General features: G+C 70.8%; 17 protein-coding genes. 11 read left to right on the top strand and 6 right to left on the bottom strand.

The features are described 5' to 3' along the window. The first annotated feature begins 8 nt into the window (after positions 1-8). From AC3IS2_RS11550 to AC3IS2_RS11525, 6 genes are all read left to right on the top strand, one after another. On the top strand, positions 9-1,415 hold the full coding sequence (locus AC3IS2_RS11550) for a sensor histidine kinase (RefSeq protein WP_489197928.1): 1,407 nt from the start codon (positions 9-11) through the stop codon (positions 1,413-1,415). Beyond that, a complete protein-coding gene (locus AC3IS2_RS11545) occupies positions 1,415-4,324 on the top strand; it encodes a bifunctional [glutamine synthetase] adenylyltransferase/[glutamine synthetase]-adenylyl-L-tyrosine phosphorylase (protein ID WP_489197927.1) in 2,910 nt (969 codons plus the stop codon). Before AC3IS2_RS11550 ends, AC3IS2_RS11545 begins: the two co-directional genes overlap by 1 nt. Before the next feature lie 64 nt (positions 4,325-4,388). Beyond that, positions 4,389-4,985, top strand: coding sequence for an EF-hand domain-containing protein (locus tag AC3IS2_RS11540; RefSeq protein WP_489197926.1), 597 nt, complete (start codon positions 4,389-4,391; stop codon positions 4,983-4,985). A 63-nt stretch (positions 4,986-5,048) separates the two neighbouring features. After that, on the top strand, positions 5,049-5,621 hold the full coding sequence (locus tag AC3IS2_RS11535) for an RNA polymerase sigma factor (RefSeq protein ID WP_489197925.1): 573 nt from the start codon (positions 5,049-5,051) through the stop codon (positions 5,619-5,621). 16 nt (positions 5,622-5,637) lie between these two features. Next, positions 5,638-6,066, top strand: coding sequence for a hypothetical protein (locus tag AC3IS2_RS11530; protein ID WP_489197924.1), 429 nt, complete (start codon positions 5,638-5,640; stop codon positions 6,064-6,066). Between the two features lie 11 nt (positions 6,067-6,077). Further along, on the top strand, positions 6,078-6,605 hold the full coding sequence (locus AC3IS2_RS11525) for a periplasmic heavy metal sensor (protein ID WP_489197923.1): 528 nt from the start codon (positions 6,078-6,080) through the stop codon (positions 6,603-6,605). Positions 6,606-6,642: 37 nt separating this feature from the next. Here AC3IS2_RS11525 and AC3IS2_RS11520 read toward each other — a convergent pair whose 3' ends face one another. From AC3IS2_RS11520 to AC3IS2_RS11510, 3 genes are all read right to left on the bottom strand, one after another. Further along, positions 6,643-9,051 (bottom strand): ATP-binding protein, encoded by a 2,409-nt coding sequence (locus tag AC3IS2_RS11520; RefSeq protein ID WP_489197922.1) that lies wholly within the window; start codon positions 9,049-9,051, stop codon positions 6,643-6,645. 110 nt (positions 9,052-9,161) lie between these two features. Next, positions 9,162-9,740 carry a hypothetical protein gene (locus AC3IS2_RS11515; protein WP_489197921.1) on the bottom strand — a complete coding sequence of 193 codons (579 nt, stop codon included), beginning with the start codon at positions 9,738-9,740 and terminating at the stop codon, positions 9,162-9,164. Between the two features lie 85 nt (positions 9,741-9,825). Continuing rightward, a complete protein-coding gene (locus AC3IS2_RS11510; RefSeq protein ID WP_489197920.1) occupies positions 9,826-10,239 on the bottom strand; it encodes a CBS domain-containing protein in 414 nt (137 codons plus the stop codon). Between the two features lie 141 nt (positions 10,240-10,380). Between AC3IS2_RS11510 and AC3IS2_RS11505 the strand changes: the two genes are divergently transcribed. The 5 genes from AC3IS2_RS11505 (at position 10,381) to AC3IS2_RS11485 (ending at position 16,259) form a co-directional block, all read left to right on the top strand. Continuing rightward, complete coding sequence (locus AC3IS2_RS11505; protein ID WP_489197919.1) at positions 10,381-11,469, top strand: flavodoxin family protein; 1,089 nt, start codon at positions 10,381-10,383, stop codon at positions 11,467-11,469. Positions 11,470-11,549: 80 nt separating this feature from the next. Beyond that, on the top strand, positions 11,550-12,362 hold the full coding sequence (locus AC3IS2_RS11500) for an isocitrate lyase/PEP mutase family protein (protein WP_489197918.1): 813 nt from the start codon (positions 11,550-11,552) through the stop codon (positions 12,360-12,362). Between the two features lie 61 nt (positions 12,363-12,423). Then, positions 12,424-14,280 (top strand): monovalent cation:proton antiporter-2 (CPA2) family protein, encoded by a 1,857-nt coding sequence (locus AC3IS2_RS11495; protein WP_489197917.1) that lies wholly within the window; start codon positions 12,424-12,426, stop codon positions 14,278-14,280. Between the two features lie 4 nt (positions 14,281-14,284). Then, complete coding sequence (locus tag AC3IS2_RS11490) at positions 14,285-15,595, top strand: nicotinate phosphoribosyltransferase (protein ID WP_489197916.1); 1,311 nt, start codon at positions 14,285-14,287, stop codon at positions 15,593-15,595. 91 nt (positions 15,596-15,686) lie between these two features. Next, positions 15,687-16,259 carry an NADPH-dependent FMN reductase gene (locus AC3IS2_RS11485; protein ID WP_489197915.1) on the top strand — a complete coding sequence of 191 codons (573 nt, stop codon included), beginning with the start codon at positions 15,687-15,689 and terminating at the stop codon, positions 16,257-16,259. Positions 16,260-16,278: 19 nt separating this feature from the next. On the opposite strand, the gene AC3IS2_RS11480 is transcribed toward AC3IS2_RS11485, so the two are convergent. The 3 genes from AC3IS2_RS11480 to AC3IS2_RS11470 all read right to left on the bottom strand — a co-directional run bounded on the left by AC3IS2_RS11480 (position 16,279) and on the right by AC3IS2_RS11470 (position 18,295). Then, the gene (locus AC3IS2_RS11480; protein WP_489197914.1) at positions 16,279-16,863 is read right to left on the bottom strand and encodes a response regulator transcription factor; all 585 of its coding nucleotides are present in this window, start codon (positions 16,861-16,863) and stop codon (positions 16,279-16,281) included. A gap of 57 nt (positions 16,864-16,920) precedes the next feature. Then, positions 16,921-17,553 carry a helix-turn-helix domain-containing protein gene (locus AC3IS2_RS11475; RefSeq protein ID WP_489197913.1) on the bottom strand — a complete coding sequence of 211 codons (633 nt, stop codon included), beginning with the start codon at positions 17,551-17,553 and terminating at the stop codon, positions 16,921-16,923. An 88-nt stretch (positions 17,554-17,641) separates the two neighbouring features. Beyond that, a complete protein-coding gene (locus tag AC3IS2_RS11470) occupies positions 17,642-18,295 on the bottom strand; it encodes a sensor histidine kinase (protein WP_489197912.1) in 654 nt (217 codons plus the stop codon). Between the last annotated feature and the right edge of the window lie 29 nt (positions 18,296-18,324).

Genomic DNA, 18,324 nt, shown 5'->3' with positions numbered 1-18,324 from the left:
GCCCCGGCATGAAACTGCCCTCGCTTTTCAGGCGGACGCCGTTTCGGCTGACGCTGCTGTTTCTGGCGCTGTTCGTGACGACGGCCAGCGCGGTGCTGGCCTATGTCTATGTGGCGTCCGCGTCCGAGGCGCGGGCGCGGGCCGAGGCCAGCGTCAAGGCCGAGGTGGACGCCCTGACCGCCGTCTATCGCACACGCGGCAAGGACGCGCTGAACCAGGCCCTGGTGGAGCGCGCCATTCGCGGCGGGCCCCACCTCTATGTGCTGAAGGACGCGGGCGGAAAGATCGTCACCGCCAACATCACCGACGTGCCCGAGGGCGTAGCGACGGGCGAGTGGGAGACCTTCCGCCTGACCGACACCGATGAGGACGGGCGGGTGCGCAAGCGCCAGTCCATCGGCATCGACACCGCCCTGTCGGGGGGCGAGCACCTGTTCGTCGGCGAGGACGTGGGCGACATCGAAGCCTATCTGTCGCGCCTGACCCAGGCCCTGTGGGGGGCCATGGTCATGGTTCTGGTGCTGGGTGTCGGCGGCGGTCTGTGGATCAGCCGGCGGGTCGAGAAGTCGATGGGCGGGCTGAACCGCGTGGTCTCGGCGGTGCAGGAGGGCGACTTGAAGGTCCGCGCGCCCGTCACCCATTCCGGCGACGAACTGGACGAACTGGGCCAGGGGTTGAACGCCATGCTGGACCGGCTGGAGGCCTCGATGGCCTCGATCCGTCACGCCGGGGACGCCATCGCCCACGACCTGCGCTCGCCCCTGACCCGGATGCGGGCCAAGCTGGAGGTGGCGCTGATCGACGCCGAGGCGGGCAAGGTGTCGGGCGTGGACGCCCTGGGCATCGCGTTGGACGAGGCCGACGCCCTCTTGAAGACCTTCAATACGGTGCTGGCCATCGCCCGGCTGCAGGCCGGCGGGGCGCCCGATCCCAGGGTGTTCGACGCCGCCGAACTGGCGACCGACATGGCCGAGCTTTACGAGCCGGCCAGCGAGGACAAGGGGCTGGAGTTCTCGGCCGAGATCGAACGCGGCCTGATGATCGAGGGCAACCAGCCCTTCCTGGCGCAAGCGCTGGCCAACATCATCGACAACGCCGTCAAGTACACGCCGTCGGGCGGGGCGGTGAAGCTGCGGGCGCGGCGGCGGTCCTCGGGCGAGATTGAGTTTTCCGTCACCGACACCGGGCCGGGCGTGCCGGACGACGACCGCGACCGGGTGCTGCAGCGCTTCGTCCGGCTGGACAACAGCCGCACCGAACCGGGTTCGGGCCTGGGCCTGTCGCTGGTGACGGCGGTGGCCGAGGCCCACGGCGGGCGGGTGCAACTGGACGAGGGGCCGGGCGCCTATGGCGGGCAGGGGCCGGGTCTGCGCGTGGCGCTGGTCCTGCCGCCGGCGGGCGGGACGGCGAACTGATGAGCGAGGTTTTGGGGCCGAGGCTGCGGCCGTGCGGGCCGGTGCGCGACGCCGAGGCGGCGAGGCGCATCCATGAGCGTCTGGTCGAGGCGATCGACGACCGGGATTGGTGGAAGACGCTGGACCGCGCCTGGGAAGCGCTGGAGCCGGTGTTCGCGGCCTCGCCCTATCTGGCCGGGCTGGCGCGGCGCTGGCCCGAGCGGCTGCGGCAAATCCTGGAGACGGCGCCCGAGACGCGGCTGGCCGACATTCTGGCCGCGACCGATGCGATCGACGGCCCGGCCGACGAGGCCAAGGCGCCGCTGCGGCATCTGAAGGCCGAACTGCATCTGCTGACGGCCCTGTCGGACCTCGGCGGGGTCTGGGGTCTGGATCAGGTGACGGGCGCCCTGTCGCGCTTCGCCGACGCCTCGGCCCAGGCGGCGCTGCGCTGCGTGGCGCATGACCAGAGGCGGCGCGGCAAGCTGACCTCGGCCGCCGACGATCCCCGCGGTTCGGTGCCCGGCCTGTTCATCCTGGCCATGGGCAAGGGCGGGGCGTTCGAGCTGAACTATTCCTCGGACATCGACCTGTCGCTCTTCTTCGAGCCGGAGGCGCTGGAGGGCGCCCTGGCCGAGGGGGTGGAGGCGCAGAGCTTCGTCAACCGGCTGGCGCAGGGTCTGGCCAGTCTGCTGAGCGAGCGGACGGCGGACGGCTATGTCTTCCGGGTGGATCTGCGGCTGCGGCCCGATCCGTCCTCGACCCCGCCGGTGGTCGCGGCGCCGATGGCCCTGGCCTACTACGAATCCGTCGGCCAGAACTGGGAGCGGGCGGCCTTCATCAAGGCGCGGGTCTGCGCCGGGGACGCGGCCGAGGGCGCCGACTTCCTGACGGCCCTGGTCCCCTACATCTGGCGCCGCAGCCTGGACTATCAGGCCGTGCTCGACATCCAGTCGATCAAGAAGCAGATCCACGTCCACAAGACCGGCGAGGGGCTGGACGCGGCGGGTGCCAATCTGAAGCTGGGTCGCGGCGGCATCCGCGAGATCGAATTCTACGTCCAGACCCAGCAATTGATCCTGGGCGGGCGCGACAAGGGGCTGCGCTCGTCGCGCACGCTGGAGGCGCTGGACGCCCTGACCGAGCGCGGCCATGTGGCGGTCGAGGCGCGCGACGAACTGGCGGCGGCCTATGGGACGCTGCGGGGCCTGGAGCATCGGGTGCAGATGCTGGCCGACGAGCAGAGCCATGTCCTGCCGCTTGATCCCGAGCGCCGGGCCGACGTGGCGGCCTTGGCGGGCGAGGGCGATCTGGCGGTCTTCGATGGCGGGGTCGAGATCGTGCTGGTCGGGGTCAACCGGCGCTACGGCGAGCTGTTCGAGGGGGGAGAGGAGCTGTCGTCGCCCTATGGCAGCCTGGTCTTCACCGGGGTCGAGAATGATCCGGGCACGCTGGAGACCCTGAGCCGGATGGGCTTTTCCGAGCCAGCGACGGTGTCGGACACCATCCGCAGCTGGCACCACGGGCGCATTCAGGCGACGCGGACGGCGCGGGGGCGCGAGCTGTTCACGCGGCTGGCCCCGCAACTGCTGACGGCCGTGGCCAGGACGGGGGCGCCGGATGCGGCGTTCCGGCGTTTCGCGGTCTTCTTTTCCGGCCTGAGCGCCGGGGTGCAGGTCCAGGCCCTGTTCCTGAACCAGCCCAAGCTGTTCGATCTGGTGGTCGGGGTCATGGCCTTTGCGCCGCGACTGGCGCGGGCGCTGGGGCGGCAGCCGCAGGCGCTGGACGGGGTGCTGGACGCGCGCTTCCTGATCAACCTCAGCGCCGAGACCGGCCTGACCGAACAGGTCATCCGCGAGGCGGGGGAGGCGGATGACTTCGAGAGCGCCATGAACGTGGTGCGGCGGGTGCACCGCGAACAGGTCTTCCGCATCGGCATGCATGTCATCACGGGACGCGCCGACGCCGAGACGGCGGGGCGGGCCAATACGGCCCTGGCCGACGCCTGCATGCGGGCGCTGGCGCCGGCGGCGCTGGCCGAAGCGGAACGAATGGGCGGGGCGTTTGCCGGCGCGGTCGCCGTGGTGGCCCTGGGCAAGGCCGGGTCGCGCGAGATGACGGCGGGCTCGGATCTGGACCTGATGACCGTCTATGCGGCGCCGCCCGAGGCCACCTCGGCGGCCAAGGGGTGGAGCGCGGACCTCTTCTACGGCCGCTTCACCCAGCGGTTCATCGCCGCCTTGTCGGCGCACACGGCCGAGGGCGGGCTGTACGAGGTGGACATGCGGCTGCGCCCCACCGGGTCCAAGGGGCCGGTGTCGGTGCGGCTGGAGGCGCTGGAGGAATACTACGCCGAGGAGGCCGAGACCTGGGAGTTCATGGCCCTGACGCGCGCGCGGCTGGTCTGGGCCAGCGACGCGGACTTCGGCGCGCGGGTCGAGGCGACGCTGGAGGCGGCGCTGGAGGCGGCGCTGCGGCGGCCGCGCCCCGACGTGGACGTGGCGCAGGACGTGCGCGCCATGCGCGACCTGATGGACCGCGAGCGGCGTCCCAAGGGCTTCTGGGACCTTAAGCTGTCGGCGGGGGCGCAGGTGGACGCCGAGTTCACAGCCCAGTACCGCCAGCTGTGCGCAGCGGCGGCGGGCGCGCCGCTGACGGTTTCGACGCTGGAGGCGCTGAAGGACGATCCCATCCTGGCCGACAGCTGGCGGACGCATCAGCAGCTGGGGCAGTTGATGGCCTGCGCCTTCGACGGCAAGGGCGACCCGGACGCGGAACCTTCGGGCTTCCAGCAGCGGTTGGCGGCCACGGTGGGCGCGCCGGACTTCGAGACGCTGAAGGCGCGGTTGATCGACCTGCGCCTGCGGGCGCGGCGGGCCTTCGAAGAGGCGCTGCCGCGCGTGCTGGGATCAGCTCGCGACGGAAACTGATCCGGGCGGCGTTCCAGTTCTCGACAGGGAGTTTTTCGGGCCTCGGCCCGTGGAGACCATCGAGATGAACAAGACCCTTGGCGGCGTCGCCGCCATCGCCATTCTGACCATTTTCGGCGGCGTCGCCGTGGCTCAAACGGCTGCGCCGCAGCGCCCGGCGCGCGCCGCCATGGCCCAGCCGGTTTCTCAGGCTGACTTCGTTCAGCGCCAGGTCGAGCGCCTGCGCGCCGCCGATGCTGACCGCAACGGCACGGTGACGGCCGAGGAAATGCGGACGGCTCATCAGGCCAAGCGCGCCGAGCGCCGCACGGCCCTGTTCGACCGTCTGGACGCGAACAAGGATGGTTCGATCAGCCGCGCCGAGTTCGATGCGCCGCGCCAACGAGTTGGCGGCGAGCGCGGTCCTCGCGCCGAGCACGCGGGTCGCGGCCATCGCGGGGGGATGCATCGCGGGGCTGAACGCATGGGCCGGGGCGGCCGCTTCCCCGTCGTGATCGCCGAGGCCGAGCAGAAGGCGACCGAAGCCTTCACGCGTCTGGACGCCGACCGCGACGGGACGCTGACCGTCGAGGAGCGCCGCGCGAGGATGCGTGAGCATCGGGCGCACCGTCAGGCGGCCCCGGCTGCTGCGGCGTCGCCTTCGACGCCCGCTTCGGAGTAGGATGGATGTCGGGGAAGGCGGTCGCACCGTCGGCCCGTTTCGTGAACGGCGAAAGAGGCTGGATTGGCGAAGACCGCCGACCCCGACGAGGAACTGGTGCGGCGCGTGGGTCAGGGCGACTCCGCGGCGATCCAGGCCATGGTCGCTCGCAAGCTGCCGCGCGTGCTGATGCTGGCGCAGCGGATGCTGGGCGACGCGACGGAGGCTGAGGACGTGGCGCAGGAGGCGATGCTGAGAGCCTGGCGGCAGGCGCCGCGCTGGACGCCGGGCCAGGCCAAGTTCGACACCTGGCTGCACCGGGTGGGGCTGAACCTCTGCTACGACCGGCTGCGGCGACGGCGCGAGATCGCGACGGACGCGCCGCCGGATCGGCCCGACGACGGCCCGGCGCCGGACCGGGGCCTGCTGGCGATGGAGACGGGGGCGCGGGTCGAGGCGGCCCTGGCCAGACTGCCCGAGCGGCAGCGCGAGGCCATCGTCCTGTGTCACTATCAGGAACTGGGAAACATCGAGGCGGCGGGGCTGATGGACGTCAGCGTCGAGGCCCTGGAGAGCCTGCTGTCGCGCGGACGGCGGGCGTTGCGGACGGCGCTGGCCGATATGGCGCCGAATGCAGCGAGAGCAGCGAATGGGTAAGGCGGGGGCTGGAACCATGACGATGACGTACGAGCGTTTTGAATATCTGGCCGACGCCTATGGCGGCGACCTGCGGCGCTGGCCCGAGGCCGAGCGCGAGGCGGCGCGCGCCCTGACGGCGAGCGATCCGCGCGCGGCGGCCCTGCTGCTTGAGGCCGACGGTCTGGACGCCCTGCTGGACGCCGCGCCGCGTCCGGCCGCGTCGCACGCCCTGCGCGAGGCGGTCATCGCCAGCGCGGCGGGGGCGGGGCTGCGGGCGCGGCGGCGCGGGGGTATCGGGCCTCTGGCCTGGCTGTCGGGGGCCGGCTGGGCGGCGGCGGCCTGCGCCGGGGTGGTGTTCGGCGTGGCCCTGACCAGCCATATGACCGCCGACGTGCAAGCGGATGCGGTGCTCTATCAGGCCAGTTTGGCCAGCGCGGACGACACGGAGGTTCTGGGCGGATGACGTCGCGGAGTTTGAAGATCGCCCTGGCCGTTTCGGTCGCCCTCAACGTCTTTGCGGCGGCGAGCGTCGCCGCCGTCTGGGTGGCGCGCGACAAGATCGAGCACCGCATCGCCGAGGCGCACAGGCCGGGACGCGGCGAGCCGGTGTGGGACGTGGTCGAGCGTGCGACGCCGGGCGCGCGTGAAAAGGTCAAGCAGGACCTGCGCGCCTCGGCCAAGCTGGCGCGGCCTGACTTCGAGGAGTCGCGGGCGGCGCGGCGCGAGGCCATCGCCCTGACCGGAAGCGACGCCTTCGATCCGGTGGCTGTGGCGGCTCTGCTGGAGCGCTCGCGGGCGTCCGAGATGCGCGGTCGCTCGCGGCTGGAGGCGGGCGCGGTGGAAATCCTGAGCCGACAGAGCCCGGCGGATCGCAAGGCCCTGGCCCCCATCCTGTCGCGGCACAAGCCGAGGCGCGACGAGCGGTGCAAGGGCGAGAAGCCGGCGGCGGCACAGGCGCCGGCGCCTGCTGAGGCTCCGGTTCAGGCCAGCCAAGGCTCCTGAAATCCTCCCTCGCTGCATGGGGGAGGACCTTTGGGTTTCAAGCCGCGCGCGGCTGAACCCGTTGCGGCGTGGATCCGGCCGGGGCGATGGCGCCCTCGGGGGCGCGGATCGGCATGTCGAACCAGACGGTGGTGCCGTGACCGGGCTCGCTCTCGATGGTCATATGGCCGCGATGCAGCTCGATCAGCGACTTGGTCAAGGCCAGGCCCAGGCCGGTGCCCTGGGTGGTCTTGGAATGCTGGCCCTCGACCTGTTCGAAGGGCTGGGCCAGCCGTTCCAGATCCTTGGCGGCGATGCCGATGCCGGTGTCGGCGACCGAGACGCGCACATGGTCGGCGTCATGAAGCGCGACCTTGACGGTGACGGCGCCGCCCTCGGGCGTGAACTTCACCGCGTTGGAGATGAGGTTCAGCAGCACCTGTTTCAGGCCGCGATGGTCGGCCTCGACCTCGATGACGTCCGGCGCCGTCAGGGCCAGGGTCAGGCCTGATTCCTGCGCCTTGCCCCGCATCAGACGAATGGCGTCGTTGCACAGGCCGTTCAGGGACAGGGCCTCGTAGTGCAGGGTCAGCTTGCCGGCCTCGATCTTGGCCATGTCGAGAATGTCGTTGATCAGGCTGAGCAGGTGCTGGCCCGAGGCGTGGATGTCGGCGGCGTAGCCCTTGTAGCGCTTGTCGCCCAGCGGGCCGAACATCTCGCCGGCCATGATCTCGGAGAAGCCGTTGATGGCGTTCAGCGGGGTGCGCAGTTCGTGGCTCATATTGGCCAGGAACTCGGACTTGGCCTGGTTGGCGGCCTCGGCCCGGGTCATGGCGACCTCGTACTTGCGAGCCAGCAGCGAGAGCTTGGCCTTGCGGTCTTCCAGTTCCGCGACCATGCCGCGCAGTTCGTCGGCGGCGCGGCGGCGCTCGGCCTCCTGACGGCGAATGACGGTGATGTCGGCGCAGATGACCACGGTGCCGCCGTCGCCGGTGAAGCGCTCGGCCATCTGCAGCCAGCGGCCGTCCTTCAGTTCGACCTCGCGCACGCCGGCGCGGCCGCTGGCCGAGGGGTGCTCGGCCTTGATGGCCTCGGCGGCGATCAGGTTGAGGGCGTCCTTCTGGGCCCCGCGCGCGACGACGCCGGCGGGGAAGGCGAAGGCGTCCTGGAATGCCTGGTTCCACAGGATCAGACGGCCGTGACGGTCGAACAGGACGAAGGCGTCCGACACGCTCTCGATGCCGTCGCGCAGGCGGTTCTCGGCGGCCTGGGCCTGAGCCTTGGAGCGGCGAGCCTCGGTGATGTCCAGGGCCACGCCCATCAGGCTGACATAGCCGCCGTCGCGGCGCGGCTGGCGCGACTGGCCGCGCGCGTCGATCCAGCGCACGCCCCCGGCCTTGAGCGGGACGGGGAAGGTGACGTCGAAGGCGCCGTGGGCGGCCGCCACGTCGAGGGCGTGGACCAGGGTCTCGCGGTAGCGCGGATGGACCCGCTCGATCAGGGCCTGGGTGGTCAGGGTCGCGCCGGTCTCCACCTCGAGCAGGGCGGCCATGTAGTCGGACAGGACGACTTCGCCGCGCGCCAGATCCCATTCCCAGACGCCGCAGCGCGCCGCCTCGACCGCGACCCGGAAGCGGCGCTCGGTGTCGGCCCAGCGACGGCCGGCGCGGGCCTGACGCCAGTTCTGCAAGGCGACGATCGCCAGGAACAGCACCACCAGCAGCAGCGGCCCGGCCAGCAGCCAGGCGTCGTCCAGCCAGGCCGAAAGCCCGGTGGAAACCGGCATGGTCGTCACCGCAGCCAGTCCGGTGGCGCCGATGGGGGCCGAGGCCGTCAGCCGGGCCTGGCCGTCCGGCCCCTTCACGGCCTTGGCGGCGTCCGCCGGAGCCTGCCCCGCCGGAACGACGCTCAGGGCGGCGCCGTCGCGCGTGGCGGTTGGCCGAGGCAGGGGCGTGCGGGCGACGATCGACAGGCCGTCGCCCGCCGGTCGGCGGACCAGAAGCGCGTTGTCCTGCAGGGTGAAGCGGCCGGCGGCGCCCGTGAGGGTCTTGGGCGCGGTTCGCGCCGACAGGCGTCCGCCGACGGCGGCCACGGCTTCGCCGTCGGCGTCCAGCACGGCGAAGGCGGTGTCGGGCGCCAGGGCGCGGGCGCGGTCCAGGGCCTCGACCGCCTGATCGGGGCGGGCGGTCAGGTCGCGGGCGGCGAGCGTCAGCGCGGCGCTGACCAGGGCGGCCTGGCCTTCGATGCGCGCTGCAGCGAGTTGGGCCTCCAGCGTCAGGGCTTCGATCCGCGCGGCCTGGGCCTCGCGCTGGGGCCGGCCGTCGTTGCGGAGCACCAGCAGGGCGTAGGCGGTGATGGTCAGGGCGACGGCGAGCAGCAGGACGCGCACCCAGGGCGTATTGGCCCGGGCGGTCTGGTCCGTGGCGCGTCGGCCCGGCCCGTAACTGCGGCGCTCGGTGCCCCGCAAGGCGCCCCTCCATCTCAAGATGGGGGGAATCTAGGCTGCGTCGCGGATTCCTGTCGAGGCCTGACGGCGACGCTTTTCGCCTGAGAGGCGATTCGTCCGTCCGGGCGGAATCAGGCGGCCTGGGATGCGTCCAGCGCCGCCGCGCGGACCGGCTCGGTCGGCGCGGCCAGAGCGTCGGTGATCTGGCGCAGGATGTCGCGGGCGCGGCGGGCCAGGCGGAGGCTTTCCGGGGGGGCGTCCTCGGGCGATTCCGACACCGTTTCGATCAGTTCGCGGGCCAGATCCATCAGGTCGGGCGCGGCGGCGATCAGGCGGGACTGGAACTCGACCCGTTCGGGGTCGCGGTCGTACTCGGCGCCCGGCACGCGCCAGCCGCCCCAGTCGGCCTTGTCGGTGACGACCACCGGATAGCTGCCGGGGAAGGGGTGATGGGCGCAGTCGGCCGGTTCCTGCCACTTGTTGCGGGCGCGCAGAATACGCCAGTCGCCCAGGGCCGTGGCGGCGACGTCCTCGGCCGGGAGCTGCAGTTCGGCGCCGGTGAACTCGCGGCCTAGGCCGACGTCGTAGGTGATGCGGACCGGCTCGTCGAAGCCCTTGGCCCAGACCGGCTGGACCTTTTCGATCTGCGCCCAGGCGCCGACGCTTTCGACCCAGACCTTCTGGCCCTTCTGGAACTGTGCGCGCGCCATGCGGTGTCTCCCATGCGAAGGGGGCAGCATGGCGCGTCAGCCGTTATCGTCCGGTTCCGCGACGTGGTTAGCGGAGGGTGAACATTCAGGTCGAGCGCGAGATCTCTTCCAGCGCCTCGCCCGCATAGCGCTCCTTGACCCGCGTCGACAGGTCGCCCAGCGAGACGACGCCGACCAGGCGGCCGTCCTTGTCCACGACGGGCAGGCGACGCACCTGACGCGAACTCATCAGGTCCAGCGCGGCCTTCAGATCGTCGTCGGCGCGCACCACCAGGGCGTCGCGGCTGAGAAACTCGACCACGCGCGAGTTGGGCGTGGCCCCCGCGGCCACGGCGCGCACCGTGATGTCCCGATCGGTGATGGCCCCGACCAGGTTCTCGCCGTCGGCCACCGGAATGAAGCCGAAATCGCCCGCCGCCATGCGCGCGGCGATCTCCTGAAGCGTATCGTGGGGACGGGCCACCTGCACGTCCTTGGTCATCACGTCGCGGATCTTCATGGGTCTCTCCCTCGCCGACAGACTGTCAGGCTTGACCACGGGAACCCGCGTCGGCGGACCCGGTTCCGGCGGGGGCGGTTCTGCGGAACGGCGCTCGGACCCGCGTCGTTAGGTCTTGGCCCGATGACCGGAGACACGCCCATGACCGACGCTGCGAAGACGCCAGACCCGCGTCGGGGGATGCCGTCGCCGGAACTGAACCGGGAAGACTTCACCGCCCGCTTTCTGAGCCGCTATCAGGACCCGGCGTTCGACAAGGTGCGCGAGGCGCTGGATCAGGTCGCGGCCGTGGCCTGGGACGGCTACATCAAGGGGCGCAAGAGCCCGGTGACGCAGAAGGCCGGTCCCGGCTACGCCGACCCCGACTACGACCTGTCGGTCGACTGGATCGCGGCCCATGCCGCGATCGAGGCGGCGAAGGCGCGCCACGCCGATCCGAAGGGGCCGTTGCGCGCACTGCTGGTCAACGGCTCGTCGCGGTCCGAGCACACCTGTCCGGGCGAGATGTCCAAGAGCTGGCGGCTGACCATGATCGCCGAGGCCGCGTTGAAGGCGGCGGGAATCGAGACGACGGTGCTGGACCTGTCGCGGCTGGCCTCGGAGTACGGGCGCGAGATCCATCCCTGCAAGGCCTGCTTCTCGACGGCGGCGGCGCTGTGTCACTGGCCGTGCAGCTGCTATCCCAACTATTCGCTGGGTCAGGTCCACGACTGGATGAACGACATCTATCCCCTGTGGGTCGAGGCGCACGGCGTCTTCATCGTCACCCCCGTCAACTGGTATCAGGTCTCCAGCCCGATGAAGCTGATGATCGACCGGCTGGTCTGCGCCGACGGGGGCAATCCCGATCCGACCCTGACCCATGGCAAGAACCCGAAGAAGGCCAAGGCGGTCGAGTTGGCGGGCTGGGACTATCCGCGCCATCTCGCCGGGCGGGTGTTCGCGGTCGTGGCGCACGGCGATGTCGAGGGGGCCGAGAACGTGCGCCGCTCGGTGGCCGACTGGCTCAAGTCGATGAAGTTGACGCCCGCCGGGCCGGACGCGGAGATCGACCGCTACATCGGCTATTGGGAGCCCTACGCCACCAGCCACGACGCCCTGGACAGGGACACGGACATCCAGGGCGAGGTGCGGATCGCCGCCGAGGAGCTGGCGCGGGCGATGAAGGCGCGCCGCGAAGGACGGCTGGACCCGACCTGGGAGGGGCTGGAAAGTCCCCGGCAGAAGTAGCCTCGCCATTCATGTCCGAAAGCCGCCGGACGCACGGGCTCCGTCGTGAGATGACGCGGACGCCGTCACAGGAGACCGCCATGACCGATCAGACCGCCCGCGCCGCCGCCTTCCGGGACCTGCACCGCCGCGGCGGTCTGATCCTGCCCAACGCCTGGGACGCCGCCAGCGCGCGGGTGTTCGAGAGCGCGGGTTTTTCCGCCATAGGCACGACCAGCGCGGGCGTGGCCTGGGCGCGCGGCGCGCGCGACGGCGAGGGGATGGACCGCGACGCCATGATGCGCGAGGTCGCCGCCATCGTCCGGGCGGTCGGCGTTCCCGTGACCGCTGACGTCGAGGCCGGCTACGGCCCCTCGGCCCGGGACGCGGCCGAGACCGGACGCGCGGTCTGGGAGGCGGGGGCGGCGGGCGTCAATTTCGAGGACGCGGACTATGCGGCGCCCGGCGCCCTGACGCCGATCGCGGACCAGGCCGAACGGTTGGCGGCGCTGCGCGCGGCGGCGCCCGATCTGGTGATCAATGCGCGGACCGACGTCTTCCTGCTGAAGCTGGGCGACAGCGACGACCAGAGGGTCGAGATGGCGGTCGAGCGGGGGCGGGCCTGGCTGGACGCCGGGGCCGACCTGGTCTTCCTGCCGGGCGTGACCGATCCGGCGCTGGTGCGGCGCCTGGCCGAGGGGATCGGCGGACCGATCAGCCTGATGGCGGGGCCCGAGGCGCTGCCGGCACGGACCCTGTTCGAGGCCGGCGCCTGCCGTGTCAGCGTCGGGCCCTATCCGATGCTGGCGGTGCTGGAGCGATTGAAGACCCTGGCGGACGGACTGGCGGACGATTGGTCGGTGATGCGGCCGGCGGGCGACGGCCTGTCGCGGATCGGCGCCGTCTTCGGCTGATCGCGCTCGCCATCGCGACGCTTCGACCCCACAATGGAGGCTCAAGCTTGAAGGGTGTGCGATGGCCGAGGCGGCGACGGGACTGGAACTGGGCCATGTGGCGGCCCTGCTGGCGGCGGGGGTCGTGGCCGTGCCCGTCTTCCGCAAACTGGGGCTGGGCTCGGTGTTGGGCTATCTGGCGGCGGGGGCGGCCATCGGGCCGTTCGGCCTGGCCCTGTTCCGCGAGCCGGAGACCATCCTGCACGTCGCCGAGTTCGGCGTGGTCATCTTCCTGTTCATCATCGGTCTGGAGATGCGGCCCAAGCGGCTGTGGGGGATGAGGCACGAGATCTTCGGCCTGGGCGCCGCCCAGGTGGCGCTGGCCGGTCTGGCGCTGACGCTGGTCGCCATGGCGGCCGGGGTTTCGGCGCCGGTGGCCTTCGTCGGGGCCATGGGCTTCGTCATGTCCTCGACCGCCGTCATCGTGCAGATGCTGGAGGAGCGGGGCGACCTGCCGACGCCGGCAGGGCAGAGGGCGGTGTCCATCCTGCTGTTCGAGGACCTGGCCATCGTGCCGCTGCTGGCCATTGTCGCGGTGCTGGCCGTGGCGGTGGGGACGGCGAGCGAGAGCGCCGCACCCCTGTGGCAGACCATCGGCCTGGCGGTCGCGGCGGTGGTCGGGGTGCTGGTCGCCGGGCGTTATGCGATCAATCCCGTGTTCCGCTTCCTGGCCCGCAACGGCGGGCGCGAGGTGATGACGGCCGCCGCCCTGCTGGTGGTGGCGGGCGCCGCCTGGATCATGGACGGGGTCGGCCTGTCGATGGCCATGGGCGCCTTCCTGGCGGGGGTGCTGCTGTCGGACTCGACTTTCCGGCACCAACTTGAAGCCGACGTGGAGCCGTTCCGCGCCATCCTGCTGGGGCTCTTCTTCCTGTCGGTGGGCATGGCCCTGGACATAGGGGTGGTGATCAACGACTGGCGCATCGTGGTGGCGGGGCTGCTGGCCTTCATGCTGGTCAAGGCGCTGGTCATCTATGTCGTGGCGCGGCTGTTCAAGGCGCGGCATCACGAGGCGATCGAGCGCGCGGCCTTGTTTGCGCAGGGCGGCGAGTTCGCCTTTGTCCTCTACGGCGCGGCGGCGGCGGGCGGGGTCATCGACGGCCAGGCCAGCGCGGCGCTGACGGCCATCGTCATCCTGTCCATGGCCCTGACGCCGCTGACGACCCTGGCGATGAAACGTTGGCTGCCCAAGGAAGCGGGGCTGTCGCCCGAGGACGCCGAGGGCGTCGACTCGGCCGAGGGCCTGCGCGGCCAGGTGCTGATCATCGGCTTCGGCCGCTTCGCCCAGGTGGTGTCGCAGCCGCTGCTGGCGAGCAATGTCGACGTGTCGATCATCGAGAACGACGTCGAGATGATCCAGGCGGCCGGGAACTTCGGCTTCAAGGTCTATTATGGCGACGGCACCCGGCTGGACACGCTGCGGGCCTCGGGTGCGGGCAAGGCCGAGGCGGTGCTGGTCTGCGTCGACAAGCCGGAGGCCGCCGACCGCATCGTGCAACTGGTCAAGTCCGAGTTCCCGGGGGTGAAGCTGTTCGTGCGCGCCTTCGACCGGGGCCACTCGCTGCGTCTGATCGAGGCGGGCGTCGACTACCACATCCGCGAGACGTTCGAGTCGGCGCTGAAGTTCGGCGAGGCGGTGCTGGTCGATCTGGGCGTGTCGGAAGACGAGGCGGCAGATACGGTGGCCGAGGTGCGCCGTCGCGACGCCGCGCGTCTGGACCTGCAGGTCACGGGCGGGCTGACGGCCGGACGGGCGCTGATGCGCGGCAACGCCGTGACGCCGCAGCCCGAGCCCTACATCAAGCCCGCGCGCGAAGGGCGGCTGATCAACGAGGACGAGGCCCCGCCCGAGGCGGTGATCGAGCACGAGGCGGACTGAGGTCATGCCGAGCGTCGATCTGGCCAAGCGGGCCTATGACCACGGCTGGCGGCTGGATCCCATCGTGCGCAGCCTGCTGGACACCGACTTCTACAAGCTGCTGATGCTGCAGCTGATCTGGCGGCGGCATCGTGACGTGCCGGTGACGTTCTCGGTCATCAACCGCACCACCAGCGTCCGTCTGGCCGAGGAGGTGGACGAGGCGGAGCTGCGGGCGCAACTGGATCATGCGCGGACCCTGCGTTTCTCGAACCGCGAGCTGATCTGGCTGGGCGGCAACACCTTCTATGGGGTGAAGTCGATCTTCAGCCCCGACTTCCTGGCCTGGCTGGCCGACTATCGCCTGCCCGAATACGACCTGTCGCGCGGGGCGGACGGGCAGTTCCGGCTGGAGTTCTCAGGCGGCTGGGCCGAGGTGACGCTGTGGGAAATTCCGGCCCTGTCGATCCTCAATGAGTTGCGCAGCCGACGCGCCTTGCGCCGTCTGGGCCGGTTCGAGCTGGATGTCCTCTATGCGCGGGCCAAGACCAGGCTGTGGGGCAAGGTCGAGCGGTTGCGGAAGCTGGAGCCGCTGTCCATTTCCGACTTCGGCACGCGGCGGCGGCACGGCTTCCTGTGGCAGGGCTGGTGCGTCGAGGCCCTGAAGGAGGGGCTGGGGAGCGCCTTCATCGGCACCTCCAATGTCCTGCTGGCCATGAACAACGATCTGGAGGCCGTGGGCACCAACGGCTATGAGCTGCCGATGGTGCTGGCGGCGCTGGCGGGGGGCGACGACGCGGCCTTGCGCGCCGCGCCCTATCAGGTGCTGGAGGCATGGCGGGCGACCTATGACGGCAACCTGCTGGTGGCCCTGCCCGACGCCTTTGGGACAAGAGCGTTTCTGGCCGATGCGCCCGACTGGCTGGCCGACTGGAAGGGCTTTCGGCCGGACTCGGCGCCGCCGATCGAGGGCGGGGAGGAGATCATGGCCTGGTGGAAGGCGCAGGGTCGCGATCCGCGCGAGCGGCTGCTGGTCTTCGCCGACGGCATGGACGTGGCTGCGATCGAGGCCACCCACGCCCACTTCAAGGGCCGGGTGCGGACCAGCTTCGGCTGGGGCACCAATCTGACCAACGACTTCCGCGATTGCGCGCCTGCGCCCATGCCGGAGCTGACGCCGATTTCGCTGGTCTGCAAGGTGACGCGGGCGGGCGGGCGTTCGGCGGTCAAGCTGTCCGACAATGTCGAGAAGGCGACCGGCGACCGGGCCGAGATCGAGCGCTATCTGCGGGTCTTCGGCGAGGCGGGGCGAGGGCGTCAGGCGGTCACGGTCTGAGGGTCGAGCCGGGGACGGAACCGCCAAGCTTTCCTGGGCATTTGGCTGGAGGCGGCGGTCGGCGTCGTCTCAATCCAGCGGGATGCGCGTGATGACCACCTATAACGTCGGCTATATCGTCGGCAGCCTGGCCAAGGGATCGATCAACCGGAAGCTGGCCAAGGCCCTGATCAAGCTTGCGCCCGAGAAGCTGAAATTCCACGAGATTTCCTTCGCGGACCTGCCCCTCTACTCCTACGACTATGACGCCGATTTTCCCGCTGCGGCCACCGAGTTCAAGGCGGGGATCAAGCGCTCGGACGCTATCCTGATCGTGACCCCGGAATACAACCGCTCTATTCCCGGCGGGCTGAAGAACGCCATCGACTGGGCCAGTCGGCCGTATGGAACCAACAGCTTCGCGCGCAAGGCGACGGCGGTGATCGGGACCTCGCCGGGGGCGATCGGCACGGCGGTGGCGCAGCAGAGCCTGCGCAGCGTCCTGGGCTTCCTGCAGGCGCCGCAGATGAACGCGCCCGAGGCCTATATCCAGTTCAAGCCGGGCCTGATCGACGACGACGGCAACGTCAGCGTGCCCGCGACCGAGCAGTTCCTGCGCGACTATATGGAGGAGTTCCATCAGTTCATGGCGCGGGTGCTGACCGTCTTGCCGCGCGACGCCTGATCCCGGGAGGCGAGCCCGACTAGTAGCCGGCGGCCAGGGCGAGACGCAGCAGGTCGGCGACCGTGTGGGTTCCGGTCTTGTTCATCAACTGGGCGCGATAGACTTCGACCGTGCGGGGGCTGATGCCCAGGTCCTGGGCGATGAGCTTGTTGCCGCGGCCCGCCGCCACGCCGCGCAGGACCTCGCGCTCCCGCGCCGAGAGCCGGTTCAGGCGCGCGCGGGGTGAGGCCGGTGCGTCCTGACAGTCCAGCGCCGACGTGATCGCCGCGATCAGCCGCTCGGGCGTCACCGGCTTTTCGAGCACGTCCAGCGCGCCGGCGCGCACGGCCTCCACCGCCAGGGGCACGTCGGCGTAGGCGGTGATGACCAGGACGGGCGGCGCCTCGTCGCGCGCCGTCAGGCGGTGAATCAGGTCCACCCCGTCAAGCCCCGGCAGGCGTATGTCGGTCAGGACGCAGCCGTTCGTCATGCGGCTGTCCGCGGCCAGAAAGGCCTCGGCCGAAGCATAGGATCGTGAGGCCAGCCCGTGGGCGTCGAGCATCGCCGACAGCAGCAGTTGCATGGCGGGATCGTCATCGACGATATGGACGACAGGAGAGGACATGGGCGGGTCCGCAATCCGAACACGGAAGACAACGGCTTGCCGCCGTTCCGGTTCTCGTCAGCGCGCCGCCAGCCGCTCCATCGCGGATCGCTTGAGAATTCGGAACGCCCGGCTGGCCTGGAACGCCACCAGGCCTTCGTCCTGAAACTGGCCGAGGGCGCGCGAAACCGTTTCCATGGCCAGGCCGAGGTAGTCGGCCATGTCTCGGCGGCTGACCAGCAGGCCGGCCGCGGCCGGGCCGTGGCGCGCGGCGACGTCCAGCAGGAAGCTGGCGATTTTCTCGCGTGCTGTACGACGGCCCAACATGGCCAGATGATCCTGGGCGCGCGCCAGTTCCTTGAGCGCAGCCTGGGTCAGGGCGTTCGGGTGCAGGCGCGACGACGGGCCTTTGCGGGCGAAGGCGATCAGTTCGCTCGGACACAGGGCCTCGGCGGAAAATCGATGGCTCGCGCCGGGTTCCAGTCCGAACAGGTCGCCGGGCGCGTAGAAGCCGCCGATCTGGCGTCGGCCCTCCGGGGAGTGGCGCACGGTTCGCACCGCGCCGCCCAGCAGGACATAGACCAGATGAGCCTCGTCGCCCTCGACATAGATCGCTTCGTCCGCGCCATAGGCCAGCGTCACATCCCGATCGCGGCAGGCGCGCACCGCAGGCCGTGGCGTGATCGTGAAGGGCAGGGCGTCTATGGTCATGGGCCGGCGGCTCGCAGTCCTGGACCCTGACCTATGGGATGGAAAGCCGCTGTCTCGAAACCCGGGGCGGGCGCCTAGGGGGCTTCACCTAACCTGTGCAGGTGAGGCGCAGGTCAGCGCCGCTGGTCGCGCCGGGCATGCGCACCTCGAACCTGACGCCGGGGCTCAGCGCCTCGACCGAGAAGGCGCCGCCGGTCTCGCGCACCATGCGGGCGATCAGGGACAGGCCGAAACCGGCGTTGGCCTCGGGGTGGGCGGTGTCGGGGAAGCCCACGCCGTCGTCGCTGACGGTCAGGCGGCAGCCTTCGGGCGTCGGTTCCAGCAGCACGCGGACCGTGCCGTTTCGTCCGGCCAGGCCATGCTCGAAGGCGTTGCCGACCAGTTCGGCGGTGATCAGGCCGAAGGCGGAGGCCAGGCCGGCCGAGGCCGTCATGGGCTGCATGTCGAGGCTCAGGACCGCCCCTTCGCGCCCGTCGATCTCGGCCACGTCGCGGCAGATGTCGGTGAGCAGCTCGTTGAGACAGACCTCCACCCCCTGTTCATGCAGCTGCAGGCGCTGGTGCAGACGAATGATGACCCGTACGCGGCGGGTCGCCTCATTGAGGGCTGTGGCGACCGGCGCCTCGGCCGAGCGGGCCTGGAGCATCAGCAGGGAGGCTACAGACTGCAGGCTGTTGCCGATCTGGTGGTGGGCGGCGCGGACCTGATCAAAGGGATCGGCGTCGTCGGTCGGGGGCGTCATCGCAGTCCCTCCTCTCGCGCGCAGCCTAG

The organism is Brevundimonas sp. KH_025, assembly GCF_057839885.1.
Note: the sequence above shows the minus strand (reverse complement) of the source record. Positions and strands in the feature narration are given on the sequence as shown.